This window comes from Oceanobacillus oncorhynchi, assembly GCF_000821065.1.
GTDB lineage: Bacteria > Bacillota > Bacilli > Bacillales > Amphibacillaceae > Oceanobacillus > Oceanobacillus oncorhynchi.
This window is the reverse complement of the sequence record NZ_CDGG01000001.1, coordinates 2,825,768-2,844,613: the sequence shown is the minus strand read 5'-3', so window position 1 is coordinate 2,844,613 and position 18,846 is coordinate 2,825,768. Positions and strand designations below refer to the sequence as shown.

15 protein-coding genes are annotated in these 18,846 nt (G+C 43.0%); all 15 read right to left on the bottom strand.

Going from position 1 to position 18,846, the window contains the following annotated elements:
- Positions 1-90 precede the first annotated feature (90 nt).
- Complete coding sequence (locus tag BN997_RS13615) at positions 91-1,818, bottom strand: adenine deaminase C-terminal domain-containing protein (protein WP_042533046.1); 1,728 nt, start codon at positions 1,816-1,818, stop codon at positions 91-93.
- 806 nt (positions 1,819-2,624) lie between these two features.
- Positions 2,625-3,899, bottom strand: coding sequence for a TRAP transporter large permease (locus BN997_RS13610; RefSeq protein WP_042533043.1), 1,275 nt, complete (start codon positions 3,897-3,899; stop codon positions 2,625-2,627).
- The gene (locus BN997_RS13605) at positions 3,896-4,393 is read right to left on the bottom strand and encodes a TRAP transporter small permease (RefSeq protein WP_042533041.1); all 498 of its coding nucleotides are present in this window, start codon (positions 4,391-4,393) and stop codon (positions 3,896-3,898) included. Before BN997_RS13605 ends, BN997_RS13610 begins: the two co-directional genes overlap by 4 nt.
- A 31-nt stretch (positions 4,394-4,424) precedes the next feature.
- The gene (locus tag BN997_RS13600) at positions 4,425-5,456 is read right to left on the bottom strand and encodes a TRAP transporter substrate-binding protein (RefSeq protein WP_042533039.1); all 1,032 of its coding nucleotides are present in this window, start codon (positions 5,454-5,456) and stop codon (positions 4,425-4,427) included.
- Complete coding sequence (locus BN997_RS13595) at positions 5,453-6,364, bottom strand: hydroxymethylglutaryl-CoA lyase (RefSeq protein WP_042533037.1); 912 nt, start codon at positions 6,362-6,364, stop codon at positions 5,453-5,455. Before BN997_RS13595 ends, BN997_RS13600 begins: the two co-directional genes overlap by 4 nt.
- Positions 6,364-7,566: a CaiB/BaiF CoA transferase family protein gene (locus BN997_RS13590; protein ID WP_042533035.1), complete on the bottom strand. Its 1,203-nt coding sequence runs from the start codon at positions 7,564-7,566 to the stop codon at positions 6,364-6,366. Before BN997_RS13590 ends, BN997_RS13595 begins: the two co-directional genes overlap by 1 nt.
- On the bottom strand, positions 7,563-8,240 hold the full coding sequence (locus tag BN997_RS13585) for a GntR family transcriptional regulator (protein ID WP_256705992.1): 678 nt from the start codon (positions 8,238-8,240) through the stop codon (positions 7,563-7,565). The genes BN997_RS13590 and BN997_RS13585 overlap by 4 nt, the downstream gene beginning before the upstream one ends.
- Before the next feature lie 175 nt (positions 8,241-8,415).
- A complete protein-coding gene (locus BN997_RS13580; RefSeq protein ID WP_042533033.1) occupies positions 8,416-9,507 on the bottom strand; it encodes a glycerol dehydrogenase in 1,092 nt (363 codons plus the stop codon).
- 172 nt (positions 9,508-9,679) lie between these two features.
- Positions 9,680-10,924, bottom strand: coding sequence for a phosphoribosylamine--glycine ligase (gene purD / locus BN997_RS13575; RefSeq protein WP_042533031.1), 1,245 nt, complete (start codon positions 10,922-10,924; stop codon positions 9,680-9,682).
- A 458-nt stretch (positions 10,925-11,382) separates the two neighbouring features.
- Positions 11,383-12,915, bottom strand: coding sequence for a bifunctional phosphoribosylaminoimidazolecarboxamide formyltransferase/IMP cyclohydrolase (gene purH, locus BN997_RS13570; RefSeq protein WP_042533030.1), 1,533 nt, complete (start codon positions 12,913-12,915; stop codon positions 11,383-11,385).
- Positions 12,915-13,490 (bottom strand): phosphoribosylglycinamide formyltransferase, encoded by a 576-nt coding sequence (gene purN / locus BN997_RS13565; protein WP_042533028.1) that lies wholly within the window; start codon positions 13,488-13,490, stop codon positions 12,915-12,917. Before purN ends, purH begins: the two co-directional genes overlap by 1 nt.
- Positions 13,487-14,506, bottom strand: a complete 1,020-nt coding sequence (gene purM / locus BN997_RS13560) for a phosphoribosylformylglycinamidine cyclo-ligase (RefSeq protein WP_042533026.1) — start codon at positions 14,504-14,506, stop codon at positions 13,487-13,489. The genes purN and purM overlap by 4 nt, the downstream gene beginning before the upstream one ends.
- A gap of 59 nt (positions 14,507-14,565) precedes the next feature.
- Positions 14,566-15,972 (bottom strand): amidophosphoribosyltransferase, encoded by a 1,407-nt coding sequence (gene purF / locus BN997_RS13555; protein WP_042533023.1) that lies wholly within the window; start codon positions 15,970-15,972, stop codon positions 14,566-14,568.
- Complete coding sequence (purL, locus tag BN997_RS13550) at positions 15,948-18,176, bottom strand: phosphoribosylformylglycinamidine synthase subunit PurL (protein WP_042533021.1); 2,229 nt, start codon at positions 18,174-18,176, stop codon at positions 15,948-15,950. Before purL ends, purF begins: the two co-directional genes overlap by 25 nt.
- Positions 18,160-18,846, bottom strand: a complete 687-nt coding sequence (purQ, locus tag BN997_RS13545) for a phosphoribosylformylglycinamidine synthase subunit PurQ (protein WP_042533019.1) — start codon at positions 18,844-18,846, stop codon at positions 18,160-18,162. The genes purL and purQ overlap by 17 nt, the downstream gene beginning before the upstream one ends.

Here is an 18,846-nt window from a genome sequence, read left to right as displayed (position 1 = left end):
GAAGAATAGGAAATAGTATTTTATTCATCCAACGAAGCTTCCTTCTCTAAACAAGAGCTTATTTTCGTCCATCAGGACAACTTTATTATACTAACGCATCGTAGCCGGAATTACAATTTCCCTTTTTTTCACATCCAGCAATCCCTGCTGTGTAATACGGAAGAAAGGAAGGTGGAAGGCAGAAAGAAATAACAGGCTGTAAATCGGATCTTCATATGCGTATCCGTGTGCTTTCAACACCTTTTTTATTTCCTTGTTCATCGGAATCAATTCTTCCATCGCGTTCTTCGACATCACTCCTCCAAGGGGAAGCGGCATTTCTGCTAAAATCTCTCCCTGGTCCACCAATACAATTGCTCCGCCCAGCTCTCTCATCCGTTTCGCGGCAATACGGATATCTTTCTTAGAATTACCAATATGAATAACATCTCCCGTAGCTGAAAAACTGCTGACCAGCGCACCGAGCTTCGGAGCAAATCCGCGAATAATTGTATTTACCCGCCACTTGCCATGCTTATCAATTAATGCAATAAATTGCTCGCTTTTACTGGAGGGAATCTGATCAGCACTGACATCTGATACAATCGTATATGGCTGGATAATCACATCATTGACCATATCCATCCCGATTGGACTCGAAAACTGTAAATCCTCGTCCGTCAGCTCCCAGTCAAATTCAACTGATGTAATATCAAATTCTTCCCAATTAATGACGGATGGATAAGGAATTGCTTCGCCGTCCTTTTTGATCCATTTCCCTTTGCTTATCACGCTCTCCGGATGCGGATTTTGTTTATCTAAAAGGATATTTATATTAGCAACTCTTCCCGGCGCAATACTGCCGAATTCTTCCTCCATATTAAAATGTCTGGCAGGATGGTAGCTCGCCATGCGATAAGCCGTTTCTGCAGGCAGTCCATTCTCTATTGCTTTCTCAATACAAACATTGATTATGCCATCCTCCATAAAGGCTGGTGTTGGTCCATCCATTGTAAAACTCATATTATCAAATTGCGATAATCCTTTATCGAGAAGGCCTTTAATTATTTCCGGCAAATCTGGACGGATTGGTGAGTAACGAAGACTGACACGATAACCAAGCTCCAGCCGTTTTAACACATCCTCCGCCGTCATTGATTCATGATCACTCGAAATGCCGAAAAGCTTCATTTTTGTCAGAGTGCGGGATGACGCGCCCGGCAAGTGGCCTTCTATCGGCTTGCCCAGCTTTTTCATCTCCTGAATCCAGTACAGCAGACGATCACCGCCTGTCAGCAAGCTCGGCCAGTCCGTCAGCTCTCCTCCCTGAATAACCAGCGGATGCTCTGCCCAATCTAATACATCTCTCGTATTAAACACATGGTCATCCTTCAGTATGGTCTGGCTGTCAAAACGATTCCACCAAAACATATTTACCGGCAATTTAGAAAAAGCATTTATCATAGAGAACGTTTTCTTTTTATTTAACAGCAAATACCAGGTTAAATTATCATTTACAAAGGTCGTCGTTCCCGTTTTCGCAGCATACATCACCGTTTCTTCCGGATTAGCAGCCTGAAAAGGGTGAGCATGCGGCTCAATATAGCCTGGCACTACAAATTTCCCCTGACAATCATAAAAATTTGTCCCTGTTGTCTCTTCAGGCAGATTTTCACCAACATAAACAATCCGGTTCTCATAAATCCAAACGTTTGCTTCCATCCATTGATTTGTATATACATTTAAATAGGTTGCATTGGTCAAGATAGTGCTGGGTGCAACCGTCCCGTCGATTACATTGACATGCTGTCGTAATTCCCGATTTCTCCATAATGTCATTAAGCAACTCTCCACTATTTGTCATTTATTTTTATTCTATCATAAATGTAGTGCTTTAATATAATAAAGTTGACTTTTTCTCTTATGAATAGGTATAGATCGGTACTGCGTTTTTATATTTTATATACTTGCTCCAGCAATTTTTACAGCATGGACAAAGGAGCTAATGCAATCTAGAAAAAGACAGAGTCCGATTCCAGAAATTTATTGATATCACGATTACCACCTAAATCCAATTAGAAAAACCAAGAATACCGCTTGTTCTTAAAACATTGGTGTTCTTGCCAAAGAGATGTCCGCTCCGGGAAGTCGCTTTCCGCGGGCAACGTTCAGCCTCCTTTAAAGAAGAATTGCTGATTGGCAAACCGTCAGGCGCAGACAGAAGCATAGTCGCACTTATGCCCTGCGGGTAGAAAGAAAACCACTTCCTGCTCAGGTCTACCTGTTGCTTTTCCCGCAGGAGTCGACAACATCCGCTCCCATCTAAGAAGAATTATGAGGAAAAACACGTAGACTCCTATGGGGAAGCGTAGTGTTTTTCTGGGGGTTGCGATTACTCACCCCACCATAACCCGTCGCAGCGGTCGCATTAACCTGACAACATTGAAAATTACTCCCCCCCATGAAATCCGTTGGAACGGCTATACTCAGCACTTTTTTATACTTCCTTACGTGCAAAAACAGTGCAGTTTCTACAAATTTCGCAAAAACTGCACTGCATCTTATTTAAGATATGATCGGATGTTTCAAAGAAATCCGAGTTACTTGAAAAGTTCCTTTTGATCATAAAGCTGTTTACATTTTATTTAATGTACATCCCCTGTAAAGTAAGTTGCAATTTGCGGGAAGATGCATAACAGAATGATAAACAGAACCATAATCAGGGCATAAGGTATCACGCCTTTTACAATTTCGGCGATGGTATTGTTTTTATCCAGCCCTTTTAAAACAAACAGATTTAAACCTACAGGCGGTGTAATTAGTGCCAATTCCATGTTAATTACCATGATAATAGCAAACCATATCGGATCAAATCCTAACGCAGTAATAATCGGATACAGGATTGGTACGGTAATAACCAAAATAGAGACAGTTTCTAAAAACATTCCCAATACAAGTAATACAATGTTAATCAGAATAAAGATAACCCAAGGTGATAAATCTGTCGCGGTGGCAGCTGCTGTAATCTGCTGCGGAATTTGCAATATAGTTAAGATAAAACCAAGCAGCTTAGCACCAATGATAATAAATAGAATCATCGCACTCGTTTTAACTGTGGACAGGATCATCACTTTCAAATTAGCAAACGTCAGATTCCGATATACCACAATGGCAATGAGAAAGGCTAATACCGCGCCGACTGCAGCCGCTTCTGTCGGTGTGAAGATTCCTGAGTAAATTCCGCCGATAATCACAATCGGCAGCAATAGCCCCCAGATGGCTTTTTTAGACGCTTCCCACCGTTCTGCCCATGTAGCAGGTTCTTCTTTTATATGCCGCATTTGAATAGAAGAAAAAATCATAAAGCTTAACGTTAAGATAATCCCTGGCACGACACCGGCAATAAATAATTTTCCGACGGATTCCCCGGTGAGTGAACCGTATAAAATCATCGGCACGCTCGGAGGAATAAGAATACCCAGCGTACCGCCGGCTGCCAATAATCCAAGCACATATTTCTTTTTATATCCCCGGCGAACCATTTCCGGAAGCGCTACGGCGCCAACTGTTACAGCTGTTGCCACACTGGATCCCGAAATAGCAGAAAATATCGCACAACAGAAAACGGTCGCTATACCTAACCCCCCGGGAAAATGTCTGAACCATCTGCTCGCCATTTCGTACAAATCCCGTCCTACTCCGCTGACAACAAGGATTTGACTCATCAGTATATACATCGGCAAAGCTGTCAATGTAAAGTCATCCAAAGCTGAGTACGCTATAATCGGAATTTGTGCAAAAGCAAAGCTTCCCCCGTTAAATAGAAACATTCCGAGTACAGCAAGCATCCCTAAAGAAAATGCAACCGGGAGACCGATAAGCAAGAATGTAGCTAATCCTCCAGCAAAAAATAGATTCATAGATGGTCTCCTCCTTTATGTACATTCCCGTCAATCAGCTGCAATATAAATGCGATAATGAGCAGAACGCCGCCTATCGGAATAAATAATTCAGGTAAATACATCGGTATACGCAGCAAGGAGGTGGAAATAACTCCTAATTCAAATGTCATAAAAACATGTTTAAATCCATACCATGTCAATATCGCACTAAAAAGTAATCCAAGCCCGTTACAAATATATGCGAATATCCTGCGAGCAGCGTCATTCACACGATTTACCAATAAATCTACTGTAATATGCGCATATGTCCTCACTGCATATGCCGTTCCCAAAAAACAGCTTCCTATAATCGCATACGTAGATAATTCCGTGGCCCATGCAGTCGGCATACCAAAGAATGATCTGGATATTACTTCATAAAACGTCATCAACGTTGTCGCGAATATTAAAATCCCAGCTAGATAACCCGCGTATTTAATTAATAAATCAGAAAATTTATACAATCTATTCATGCTGTAACTCCTTCCAAGTGATGAACAACTTTTATTCGCCATCTACTATATCTAATAATTCACTGCCTGCTTCTCCAGCCTCTTCTTCAAAGATTTCCCACACCGGCATTGCAGCTTCTTTCCATATATCGAGTTCATCATCAGTTACTTCATATACTTCCATTCCTCTGTCTTTCAGCACTTGGAGTGTTCGTTCATCTTCCAGCTTCGTTTGCTGGCGAATCCATTCTTCGGTCTCATTGGCAGTTTCTTCAATTAATGTTTGTGTATTTTCAGGCAAATCATTCCAAAATTCTTGATTAACGCCCAGAATAAATTCAAAATAAGTATAATTATTTATCGTCAAATAATCTGTTACTTCATCATAACTGCGCTGCACCATTGCTGTTGTTCCAGATGTAGCACCATCTACGGTTTGCCTTTGCAATCCCATGTATACTTCTCCGCCTCCCATAAACACCGGAGATGCGCCATAAGCTTGAATTAATTCAGAAGGGAGTGTTCCTACACTGCGGATTTTCAGACCTCTAAAATCTTCTGGAGATTCCAGCGGACGTTTATTATTCGCAAATTGTCCAAAGCCATAATCACCAAACATCAATACTTTCACACCGACGTCTTCCATTTCGGAACGAAGTATATCTCCGAATTCACCATTCAAGGCTTCCCCTGCTTCCTCATATGCTTCAAATACATAAGGGACATCAAATATTCCCATCGCAGGTACTGTAGAAGACCAGATTGTAGAAGAATTCATTCCCATTTCTACACCGCCTGTTAAAAGCGACTGGTTCATATCTGTATCAGACAGCAGCTGCCCATTCGCAAAAATCTGCATATCTATCTGGCCGTTTGATTTCTCTTCTATTTTTTTAGCAAATTCTTCTATTCCCTCTGAAATATGATGACCTGATGGCAGGTTATAAGCTAATCGAATCGTAGCCGGTTCATACTCCTCGCCGCTCGCTTCTGTTTCTTTCGGGGTCTCGTCACCATTGCTGCAGGCCGATAAAATGACTCCTGTAAGAAGCAGCAGGAATGAAAAATAACGTAATTTCTTCATTCCATCATCTCCTTCATCGTGCGTGTTCTATCTAAATGGCGGATTCTCCCAAGCGGTGTTTTAGAAGAAAGACTCGCTGCAAAGTCAGCCGCTTCGAACAGCTTATTGATATCTACTCCTGTTTTAACCCCCATCCGTTCAAACAGATATACTAAATCTTCCGTTGCCAGATTCCCTGCTGATCCTGGAGCGAACGGACAGCCGCCGATTCCGCTGACTGCTGTTTCAAATATCCGCACGCCTGCCGTGTACGCAGCATATGCATTCGCTAAACCCAATCCTCTCGTGTCATGGATATGGAAAGAAACATTTGTATCTCCTGTCACATCGAATACTTTTTTGAATAAACGATTCACAGCATCTGGTGTCGCGATGCCAATTGTATCTGCAATTCCAATTCTGTCCGCTCCGGCCTGTACCGCTTTTTCTGCCAATTCAAGCACTTTTTCTTCCTCTACATGCCCTTCATAGGGGCAGCCAAAGCTGACCGCAATCGAGAAGCAAATTTCCATCCCTTTTGATTTTGCTTCTTTTGCTACTTCCGTAAACATTTCGAAATTTTTATCAATCGTCATTCCTAAATTTTTATCGCTGAAGGTTTCTGTTGCAGAGGCTGCCCAATTCAGTTCCAAATGCGGAAACTCACTTGCCCGCATAAACCCTCTTTGATTCGGAATCAATGCAATAGGCTGTATATTCTTATTTGAATGGATCTGCTCTAATAACGCTTCGGCATCCGCCATCTGTGGAACTTTTTTCGGATGAACAAAAGAGGCAGCCTCAATTTTTTTAATTCCTGCTTCTGTGAGCTTATCGATAAACTTTGCTTTTTCTTCTGTAGAAACTTTTTTCGGTTCTATTTGCAATCCGTCACGCGGGCTTACATCAATAATAGTAACCTGTGTCATCAGATGATTCCTCCCTCTTTTAACCTTTTAAAATCCTCATAGGAGAAGTTTAGAAATTCCTTATAGATTTCCTCATTATGCTGACCCAGCATCGGCCCGTTTGCTTCAATTTCTCCCGGCGTTTCCGAAAGCTTCGGTACAATGCCCGGGGTCTTTATTTTTTGGCCGTCATCCAGCACAATTTCCTGGATCATATCTCTGGATTGGTAATGTACGTCCTCAATAATATCCTTGATACTATAAATCGGGCTGACCGGCACGGAAGCTTCGTCTAAAATCCGCTGCACCTCTTTAATCGGATATTGTTTCGTCCATGATTCAATGACACTATCAATATATTCCACGTTATTCACCCGGTCTTGGTTCGTTGCATATTTGGGATCTTCTGCCATGTCCTTTCTTCCGATGGCTGTCATCATACGCTGGAAAATACGGTCTCCATTTCCGCCGATAATGACGTAGGAACCATTCGCACACAGGTAGGAATTAGACGGAGCTACACCCGGCAGTGTACTTCCTGTTCTCTCGCGAATCTCCCCTGTTAAATCAAACTCCGGAAGCATTCCTTCCAATAAGCTGAATACGGACTCATAAAGAGCAACATCTACTTCCTGCCCCTTTTTTTCCTCATCCCGATCGCGGACTCGTAACGCCATCAATGTGCCGATAACAGCATATAATCCGGCAACCATATCTCCAATAGCAATTCCGACCCGAACCGGCGGCAAATCCGGGTAACCCGTTAAATACCTCAGTCCTCCGACTGCTTCTGCTACACTTCCAAATCCGGCTTTTTCCCGATATGGGCCTGTCTGGCCATAACCGGATATTCTTGTTAATACGATAGAAGGATTCACTTTCTTCAGCGTTTCATAGCCTAATCCCCACCGTTCCAACGTTCCTGGTTTAAAATTTTCTAAAACAACATCCGCTGTTTTCGTCAGATTCTTAATAATCTCCTGTCCTTCCGCTTCACGAAGATTGACGGTAATCGATTTTTTATTCCGTGATTGAACATGCCACCAAACGGATGTATCCTTGTACATGACTCTCCAGTTTCTAAGCGGATCACCATTTTTCGGTTCTTCTACCTTAATCACTTCTGCTCCAAATTCAGAGAATAATTTTCCTGCAAAAGGAGCAGCTACAATATTTCCTAATTCTAATACCCTTATTCCTTCAAGTGGCTTTTTCTTGCTCAATCTAATCCCTCCAACTCATCTCTGTTCAAATTCAGAAAGTGTGTAAAATCTCTTTCAATATGCTGTTTCATTAATTCTTTTGCAGCATCTGCATCCTGCCTGGCAATGGCCTCCCATATTTGCTCATGATCCGCAAATGCTGTTTCTCTATGTGTCGGGTCTTTATCCACAATGACTTCCCGATAAAAACTATTCACCCCGCGCAGTGTCCCGAGCATGGATATGAGAAAAGGATTTGCACTGGCTTCAATAATAATATCGTGAAAAGCTACCGTGACATGTTTTTCATTATCATCCTGCTTTTCTTTATGACGGGCGGTATTTTCCACTTCCTGCTTCATCAAGAGCAGCTGTTCATCTGTCCGTCTGATAGCAGCGTAATAAGCGGCAAGTGACTCCATCCCTATCCGGCATTCGTACAAATACCTGAAATCTGTAAGAGAAGGCTCTACAACCGTAACACCGCCGGTTTTTGATAAATTCAGAAATCCCTCTTTTTCCAGCATCCGTATCGATTCACGAATAGGGCTCCGGCTAACATTTAATGCTTCTCCTATCTTTTCTTCTATTAATCTTTCTCCAGGTTTGAATTTTCCGACAATAATTTGCTCTCTCAAGTAATCGTATACTTGGCTTTTTAAGGTTTTCTTTACGATTTCTACTATGACAATCACCTCTTGTATACAGTATGCAAGTTCATTCGTTCATATTATTACAATAAAAGTAAAAAGTCAAACTATTTCAAAGATAAAAATACAGATTTTTCTTCATTCAGAAAAAATAAAAGCTCTGCACCCATAACTGGACGCAGAGCTTTTATTAATTCATTCGATTTTTAGGATCATACGATTACTTTTTACTTAATTGATCCACCGCTAAAATAGCTTGGGCAACATCATCGGCAGTGATTTCTTTAGAAAGGTTGCCCATGGTTTCTCCTTCTTGTGTTGCTGCAGCTCCAACCTTTTGTAAATCTTCATAGGATACTTCGTCCAAATGCATTTCCTCCAAGGTCGTCGGCAGGCCTAGTGACTGATAAAAGTCGATGTATTTTTGGATTTCCTGTTCTGGATGCAATTCCAGTACAAGCTGTGTCAGCGTACCATAAGCAACTTTTTCACCATGCGTTAGATGATGGATATCTCCATCCAGCACGGTAAAGCCATTATGGATGGCATGTGCAGCAGCTAATCCGCCGCTCTCAAATCCAAGTCCGGATAAAAGGGTGTTTGCTTCTACAACTGCTTCCACTTGCTTGGTCACCAGATTTTTTTCTACTGCTTTATATGCTGCTTTTCCGTAAGCGAATAAGGTTTTCTCACACGCTTCTGCAATAGCACGTGCAGCAATGCTCGTCTTTCCTCCTGCCATTGCTTCTCCATTACTTTTAATCGTTGCTCTTGCTTCCACCCATGTTGCCATGGCATCAGCTATTCCAGAAGCAAACAGACGGGCTGGTGCACCAGCTACTACTTTCGTATCTACCAGCACTAATTCTGGATTTTTATTATAAAACTTATAGGATTCAAAAACACCCTCGTCATTATAAATAACAGATAATGCACTTGTCGGTGCGTCTGTTGATGCAGTCGAAGGAACAATAACAACACTTACTTCCAGCTCATCCGCAACGGCTTTTGCTGTATCAAGTGTTTTTCCTCCTCCGACACCAATGATAAAGTCGGCCTCCGCTTTATTACCTTCTTCTGCTATGCGGCTGATTTCTGTTATAGAGGCTTCGCCATTAAATGGAACAAAATGAAAATCGATATTTACATCTTTCAGGCTGCTCTCAACCGTTTCCTCCGTTATCTTCCAAACCACTTCATCAGATATAATTAATGGTTTCTTCCCAACTGCTTCAACATATTTGCCAAGCTCGTTTAAAGCTCCTTTTCCTTGAACATATTTGCTCGGTGAAGTAAAAATAACATTAGACATCAAATCTCTCCAATTCTTATATTTCCCTTTATTATACCCATCATTTGGATTGCCAAAACAGTAACGTACCCTTGCATCACATATTCAGAAAATAGAAATATTTTTTCGCAATAACTTTTAAAATGCAAATAAAAATGCAAAGGAGATTTCCGTCCTTTGCATTTTTCTACCTCTATTTAGCTATATCGCTCCGGTAAAAAAAGTTACCATTCAGTTCTGCTTTATCCAGCTGCTGATACACTTTTTCTGCAGCCTGTGAAAGTGTGTCTGCACGTCCGCCGATCAGGAGCACTCTTCCTCCGTCATTGACAAGCTTTCCATCTGCCTTTTTTGTTCCGGCATGAATAATATAGGTGTCTTCTGTATCTTCAAATTGAGGAAGCTCATTCCCTTTATTATACGCTCCTGGATACCCTTCCGATGCAAGCACGACACCGACACAGGCTTCCTTATGCCATTCTAAATGCGGGTTCTTTTTCGCCAATACATCCTGCAGAACCTGGAGTAGATCATTCTTTAATAAAGGAAGAACGACCTGCGTTTCCGGATCGCCAAAACGTGTATTGAACTCAATTACTTTAGGGCCTTTTTCCGTCATCATTAAGCCCGCATAAAGAATCCCTGTGAATGGTCTGCCTTCTTCCAGCATTCCTGCTGCTGTTTTTTCTAAAATCTGTTCAACAGCGAATTGATAATCTTCTGCCCTCAAATCCGGAATCGGAGCAAAAGCTCCCATGCCGCCTGTATTGGGACCTTCATCATGGTCAAACGCCCTTTTGTGATCTCTTGCTGCCATCATTGGATAGACCTTATCTTCATGGACAAACGCCATTAAGGAAAATTCAGCGCCCTCTAAATACTCTTCAATCACCACAGTAGAGCCGGCCTGATCAAATGCTTTGTCCACAAGCATATCATCGATCGCCTGAACAGCTTCCTCCTCTGTCATCGCCACAATAACACCTTTTCCAGCTGCTAAACCGTCTGCTTTGATTACAATAGGAGCACCAGTTTCCGCAATTCTCTTTTTCGCCTCTTCAGCATCCTGAAAGACACCGTAAGAAGCAGTAGGGATATCATATTTTTTCATGAAATCCTTTGCAAAGCTTTTACTGCCTTCCAGCCATGCTGCTTCTTGTGTGGGGGCAAAAACTGCAAGGTTTTCCTGTTGAAACCGGTTGGTGATTCCGGCATTTAACGGATTCTCAGGGCCAACAACCGTTAAATCAATTGCCGCTTCTTTTGCAAAAGCTGCTAATTCTTCTATGTTCATTTCATCAATGGGAACACATTCGGCTTCTTCTTCCATGCCGGCATTTCCAGGAGCAACATAAATCTTGTCTAACTGCGGGTTTTCCTTTAACTTTTTGATGATACTATGCTCTCTGCCGCCGCGTCCTACAACTAATATTTTCATAGCTTCCCCTCCGTTTTCAAACTTCTCAAGATGAGTGAATTTTTTTATCAGTTCGTAACTTAATTAGAATATTTGGTTGTCACCAGGCCTTTAAATGAAAACCTTCGTTACACTTATGCAGTAAGAAAGTTTATACTTTCTCAACTGTAAGAAAAACCAAGAATACCACTTGGTCTTTAAAACATCGGTGTTCTTGCCAAAGAGATGTCCGCTACGGAAGTCGCTTTCCGCGGGCAACGTTCAGCCTCCTTTAAAGAAGAATTGCCAATCGCTAAGTCTTCTTTAAAGGAGGCTGAGCGCAAGCCCATGGAAAGCGTAGTGTTTTTCTGGGGTTGCGATTACTCACCCCACCATAACCCGTTGGAGCGACTATTTTCAGCATTTTTTTATATACTTTCCTATTCTTCAAAAAAGCTCCTGGATAAATAAATCGAGCAGAAATACAGGAGCTCTATCTATTAATGTTTAAAATGACGAACAGCTGTAGTCACCATCGCAAGCCCATATTGATTACATACATCAATCGAATCTTGATCGCGTTTGGAACCGCCCGGCTGAATAATCGCTGTGACACCGGCTTTAGCTGCTGCTTCTACGGTATCTGGCATCGGGAAGAAGGCATCTGATGCAAGCACAGCTCCTTTCGCTTTATCTCCAGCCTGTTTAATGGCAATCTCTGCTGCTCCAATCCGGTTCATCTGACCGGCGCCCACACCAATGGTCTGTGCATCCTTTGCAAGTACGATTGCATTTGATTTCACATGTTTCACAGCTTTCCAAGCGAATAGTAAATCAGCTATTTCTGCTTCAGTCGGCTGCTTTTCCGTTACCACTTCTAAGTCCTCGTTCGTCACTTCTTTGACATCTAAATCCTGGATAAGAACTCCACCATCAACGGTGGTCATCCGTTTTTGGTCAGCCTGCTGATTCGAAACATCCAATTCTAAGAGACGGATATTTTTCTTCTCTGTTAGTAAAGCAAGTGCATCCGCCTCAAAAGAAGGTGCAACGATGATTTCTAAGAAGATCGAAGAAAGCTGCTCTGCTGTCTGTACATCAACCGGACGATTGCAGGCTACAATCCCTCCAAAAATAGATATAGGATCCGCTTCATACGTACGTCCAAACGCTTCTGCCAATGTTGCCCCAATACCGATGCCGCATGGATTCATATGCTTGACCGCTACTGCAGCAGGTTCACTATAGTCCCGCAAAATTTCTAATGCTGCGTTGGTATCCTGGATATTATTATAGGAAAGCTCCTTGCCATGCAGCTGGTTGGCAGTTGCCAAGGTTGCTTCATGTTGAATAGGCGCTTTGTAAAAAGCTGCCTGCTGATGCGGGTTCTCTCCATAACGTAAATCCTGCACCTTTTCATAAGTTACGGTATATGTTTCTGGAAATACTTCTTCTGTCTGTGTTTGGAAATAAGCTGCAATCATCGCGTCATAATGCGCAGTATGACGGAATACTTTCGCTGCTAATTGCTGACGAAAAGCATAGTTATCCTCTTCCGTTTCCAGAGCTGCTAAAACAGATGGATAGTCAGACGGGTCGGCAACAACGAAGACATCTGCAAAGTTTTTCGCTGCAGAGCGAAGCATGGAGGGTCCGCCAATATCAATGTTTTCAATAATTTCATCATGGCTTACCCCTGATTTTTGAACTGTTTCTTTAAACGGATAAAGGTTCACTGCTACAAGATCGATTGGAGCAATATGATGCTCCTCCATTTGCGCACGATGATCTTCATTGGTTCGTTTTCCTAAAAGCCCGCCATGAATCATCGGATGCAATGTTTTTACTCTGCCATCAAGCATTTCCGGAAAATTTGTTACTTCCTCTACCGGAATCGCCTGGACGCCAGACTCCTTCAATAAACGGATGGTTCCGCCGGTTGATAAGATTTCAAACCCTTTTGCTTCGAGTCCTTTTGCAAATTCTGCGACCCCTGTTTTATCAGATACACTAATAAGCGCACGTTTTTTCATTATAATTCCTCCGTTACATTCTGCATAAGTTGATTGATTACATTTGGATATAAGCGATGCTCCACGGCTTGGATTCTCGTTTTCAGCTGCTCTTCCGTTTCTTCAGGCAGCCTTTCTATTTCTTCCTGTGCAATGATTGGACCGGTGTCCATGCCCTCATCTACATAGTGAATCGTTACTCCTGTCTTGGAAACGCCGGCTCTATAGGCTTGGCCAATCGCGTCTTTCCCAGGGAAGTCCGGTAAAAGGGAGGGGTGTATATTAACAATCCTGCCTTCATATTGTGAAAGTAAGGTCTCCCCGATAAGCCGCATATAGCCTGCTAAGAAAATCCATTCGACTTCTAAATCCTGAAGTTTTTCAGCAATCACTTTTTCATATTCCTGCTTGGAAGCATACCTTTTTGGCTCTAACACAAGCGTCTCGACGCCATAACCTTGAGCCTTTTTAATAACCGCTGCTCCCGGCTTATCACAAACAAGCAGTACGATCGAGCTTGCAATTTTTTTATCCTGCATCATGGCATCAAAATTACTTCCTGTACCTGATGCAAATACACTGAACCGCTGTTTCATGAAGAAATCTGCACCCCTTCACCTGCAATGACCTCTCCGATAACTGCTGCTTCGACCTTGTTCTCCTGCAATAGATCACAGACTTTCTGCGCTTCTTCATTGGATACAGCTAAGACCATGCCAATGCCCATATTGAAAATACGATACATCTCACGTGCATCGATTTCTCCTCGTTTTTGCAGGAACGGAAAAATCTCCGGAACATTCCAGGCTCCTGCCTGCACTGCTGCTCCAAGACCTTCTGGCAGCATCCGAGGAATATTTTCATCAAACCCGCCGCCGGTAATGTGTGCAATTCCTTTAATATGTACCTCTTCTTTTATAGCTTTAACCGCTTTTGCATAAATCTTCGTCGGTTCCATCACGGCTTCACTTAGAGGTTTTGATAATCCATCAGGAGTTTCTTCAAAATCCAGACCTTCAATCAGCTTACGGACAAGCGAGTAGCCATTGGAATGAATTCCGCTCGAAGCGAAGCCAATCAGCGTATCTCCCTCTGCAATGGTTTTTCCTGTAATAATCTCTGCTTTCTCGACGATACCTACCACAAAACCAGCTAAATCATATTCATCTGCATCATACATCCCCGGCATCTCTGCTGTCTCACCGCCGATTAATGCAGCGCCGGCCTCCTGGCACCCTTCGGCAACACCAGAGACAATCGCTTCAATCCTCGCCGGGTCATTTTCTCCGCATGCAATATAATCTAAAAAGAAAAGCGGATCGCCTCCCTGAGCAACAATATCATTGACACACATCGCTACTAAATCAATCCCTACCGTATCATGCTTATCCAGTTCGATTGCTAGCTTTAATTTGGTGCCAACGCCATCTGTCCCGGAAAGCAGGACAGGCTCTTGATAGGATAAGGAGGATAAATCAAATGCTCCTGCAAAGGAACCTAAAGAGCCCAGCACCTCTTTACGATGTGTTTTTTGAATATGTTTTTTCATTCGCTCTACTGCTTCGTAGCCTTTTTCAACATCTACACCTGCTTGTTTATAAACATCTGACATCTTTTCGCCCTCCAACATGGTTTTGATTCTAGTGTGTGTTTCAAATGGAATATCCTCTTCTAGCAGTTTGATATGTCCATTTCCTTCTCATCTGCCGGAGCAACTGGATACAAGCCTGTCATACAAGCCATGCAGACACCTTGATTGATCGTTTTATCTTTGACGATGGCGTTCTCTAAGCCTTCTTCAGACAGATAAGCGATACTGTCTGCCCCAATGATTTCTCCAATTTCTTCAATGCTGTTGTTTGCTCCAATCAATTCTTCCTTCGTAGACATATCGATTCCATAATAACAAGGGTCTGTTATCGCCGGAGAAGCAATCCGTACATGCACTTCCTTTGCACCAGCATCTTTTAACATTATTACAATTCGTCTGCTTGTTGTTCCCCGAACAATCGAATCATCAATCATAATGACACGTTTTCCCTCTACGATTCCGCGGACTGGAGAAAGCTTCATCTTTACACCAAGCTCTCTCAGCTCCTGGGAGGGCTGAATAAATGTTCTTCCAACATAACGATTTTTGATAATCCCCATTTCATAAGGCAGCTTGCTTTCCTCTGCGTAGCCAATGGCAGCTGAAATACTGGAATCCGGTACTCCTATCACTAAATCTGCATCAACCGGCGCTTCCTTAGCCAGCTCTTTTCCCATCCGTTTCCGGGATGCATGGACATTGACATAATTTAAATCACTATCCGGTCTGGAAAGATAGACATATTCCATCGCACACATTTGTCTCTTGCCACGCGGAGCAAACCGGAAGGAAGTAAGACCGTCTTGGTTAATTTTTATTAATTCACCCGGCAATACCTCCCGCTCAAAGGTTGCACCGATTTGATCGAAAGCACATGTTTCCGAAGCAACGACATACGCTTCTCCTATTCTTCCAATAGAAAGTGGTCTGATTCCAGCCGGGTCCAGCGCAGCATATAAAGTATCATCCTCTAAAATAAGATAGGCGTAAGCTCCTTTGACACGGTTGAGCGCTTCCGAGATGGTTGCTTCCGTGACCTCTCCGCTTCGTTTCATTAAATGAGCTAACACTTCTGTATCTGAGGTCGTTTGAAAAATGCTTCCCTCTTTTTCAAGCTCCTCACGCAATGCGGTAGCATTCATTAAATTTCCATTATGTGCTAAAGCCATCCCGCTGGTAAGTGACTGGAAAAGAAGGGGCTGTACATTTTCCAGCCCTTTTCCGCCCTGGGTAGCATACCTTACATGCCCTAAAGCAATTTTTCCGTTTAAATCATCAAATTTTACTTGCTTAAAAACATCATTAACCAGTCCAAGCTGTTTATAGCCTGTTAATTCCTTATCTTTGCTGACAACAATTCCGGCACCTTCCTGCCCGCGATGCTGCATCGAATGCAGACCGTAATAGGTTAATTCTGCTGCTTTCTCATGTCCCCAAATTCCGAATACGCCGCATTCCTCGTTTATGCCTTTGATTTCAGCAAGCATGGAATAGCCCCTTTCCAAAGTGCTTTTAACGCTGCTGCATCTTCCTGTAGAATCATCTCGTTATTTGCCGTAACCGTTAGTTGATTATCTGCTGTTACCTGACCAAGTCTGGCTGCATCCGCAAATACATCTTCAAAAGCGGCCTGGTGCTCCGGCTTTACGGTAACAAGAAAACGTGATTGGGTTTCACTGAATAACGCAACCGTTGCATCTCCTGTAAGTGTCACTTCTGCACCCAGCGCTTCACTGGAGAATAATGATTCCGCTAATGCAACTCCTAACCCGCCCTCTGCAAGGTCATGCGCAGATTGGATTTTACCCTGCCTGATTAAAGAGAGCATTTTTTCCTGACGTTCCGCTTCGATCGTTAAATCCAGATGCGGTGCTTTTCCTTCGTATTTTCCATCCTGGATAAATTGCAATTCACTGCCGCCAAATTCATTTTTCGTTTCCCCGATAAGATAAATATTGTCGCCCGTTTTTTGGAAAAAGCTTGGCGTAATATGCGCCGTAGATTCATGCAAGCCAACCATGCCGACAACCGGTGTCGGATAAATCGATTTCCCTTTGGACTGATTATATAAGGAAACATTTCCACTGATAACCGGCGTTTGTAATGCTTTACAAGCCGCACTCATTCCATCCACGCTTTTTTCCATTTGCCAGAAGATTTCCGGGTTTGTCGGATTACCGAAATTCAATCCATCTGTAAGACCTAATGGCTTCGCTCCGGAGCAGACAATATTGCGGGCTGCTTCTGCAACAGCAATCTTCCCGCCTTCTTCCGGATCTAAATAAATATAGCGGGAATTACAGTCGGTTGTGATGGCCAAGGCTTTATCCGTACCTTTGATACGAACGACTGCTGCGTCAGAACCAGGTGTAACAACCGTATTGGTCTGCACCATGGAATCGTATTGGTCATAGACCCACTCTTTACTTGCAATCGTCGGACGCTGCAGTAATTGTTTCAACGTTTCTCCATGATGATTCACAGCTGGTGTTTGGACATCGATTTGCTGAAAAGCTTGATAATAAGCAGCTTCCTTCGATGGCATATGATAGACTGGTGCATCATCCGCCAAAGAATCCACTGGAATATCGGCTACAACCTCATCGTGATGCTTGATACGGAAGACTTTTTCCTCGATAACCTTTCCGACTGGAACAGATTTCAAACCGTACTTTTCAAAAATAGCTATGATTTCTTGTTCCCGGCCAGCTTTCACACAAAGCAGCATTCTTTCCTGCGACTCAGACAGCATCATTTCATAAGCGGTCATATTTTGCTCGCGCTGCGGCACAAGATCTAAGTTCATTTCCAGCCCGGTACCTGCTTTACTCGCCATTTCACTGGCAGAAGAGGTTAAGCCGGCTGCTCCCATATCCTGCATGCCGACAAGGGCGTCAGAATGAATGACCTCCATACATGCTTCAATCAGCAATTTTTCCATAAATGGATCGCCGACTTGTACAGCAGGCCGGTCCTTGTTGGAATCCTCTGCTAAATCATCTGATGCAAAGGTCGCGCCATGAATGCCGTCTCTTCCTGTTGGCGGTCCTGCATACAAAATCGTATTGCCGATTCCCGCAGCAATTCCCTTTTGTACTTCATCATGATTGATCAGTCCCACACACATGGCATTGACAAGCGGATTATCTTCATAGCTGTCATCAAATTGTACCTCTCCGCCGACGGTTGGAACACCAACACAGTTTCCATATCCAGCAATCCCGGCAACAACTTCAGAAAATAGATACTTGGTACGATTCGTTGTTAACGGACCAAAGCGCAAAGAGTTCATTAACGCAATCGGGCGTGCTCCCATGGAGAATACATCACGGATAATGCCGCCGACGCCTGTTGCTGCTCCCTGATACGGCTCAACAGCGGAGGGATGATTATGACTTTCCACCTTGAAAACAACTGCCTGCTCATCGCCAATATCAATGACTCCTGCACCTTCTCCAGGTCCCTGCAAAACATTCGGGCCCTCTGTCGGGAACTTTCTTAAGAGAGGCTTTGATGTTTTATAGCTGCAATGCTCTGACCACATAACAGAAAAGATGCCTGTCTCCGTAAAATTCGGACGACGGCCAAGGATCGTTTTGATTTTCTCAAACTCTTCATCACTTAAACCCATATCCTGATACAATCGGTCTTGTTCAATTTTCTCTGAATCCATATTATGCGTTAACTGCATTGCTGCTCCTCCAATTCGCGATCATAGATTGAAATAGCCTTAAGCCGTCTTCACTTCCTAATAAAGCTTCCACTGCCCGTTCCGGATGCGGCATCATACCCAGCACATTACCTGCTTTATTGCGAATACCGGCAATATCTTCAACGGAACCGTTTGGATTGTTTTTATAGGTAAATACGATTTGATTATTGTCCTTTAATTCCTGTAACGTTTCCTCATCACAGAAATAGTTGCCTTCTCCGTGAGCGATTGGAAAACGGACAACCTCGTTCTTATCATACAACGTTGTAAAAACCGTCTCATTATCCTCGACCACCAATTCCTCCTGATGACACATAAACGAAAGATTTTTATTGCGCATTAATGCTCCCGGCAGGAGGCCTGCTTCCGTCAATATCTGAAATCCATTGCAAATTCCCAGTACAGGCTTGCCTTTTTCCGCATGCTCTCGAATCTTGTTCATAATATCCGATGTAGATGCCATCGAACCAGACCGTAAATAATCTCCATAAGAAAAACCGCCCGGAATCAGAATGCCATCCACATCATCTAACAAATGCGTATCTGTATACCAGACAAGGCTGGCTTCAGCACCTGCAACCTCTCCGGCTGCATGATACATGTCCCTGTCACAGTTGGAACCTGGAAAAACAATCACAGCTACCTTCAC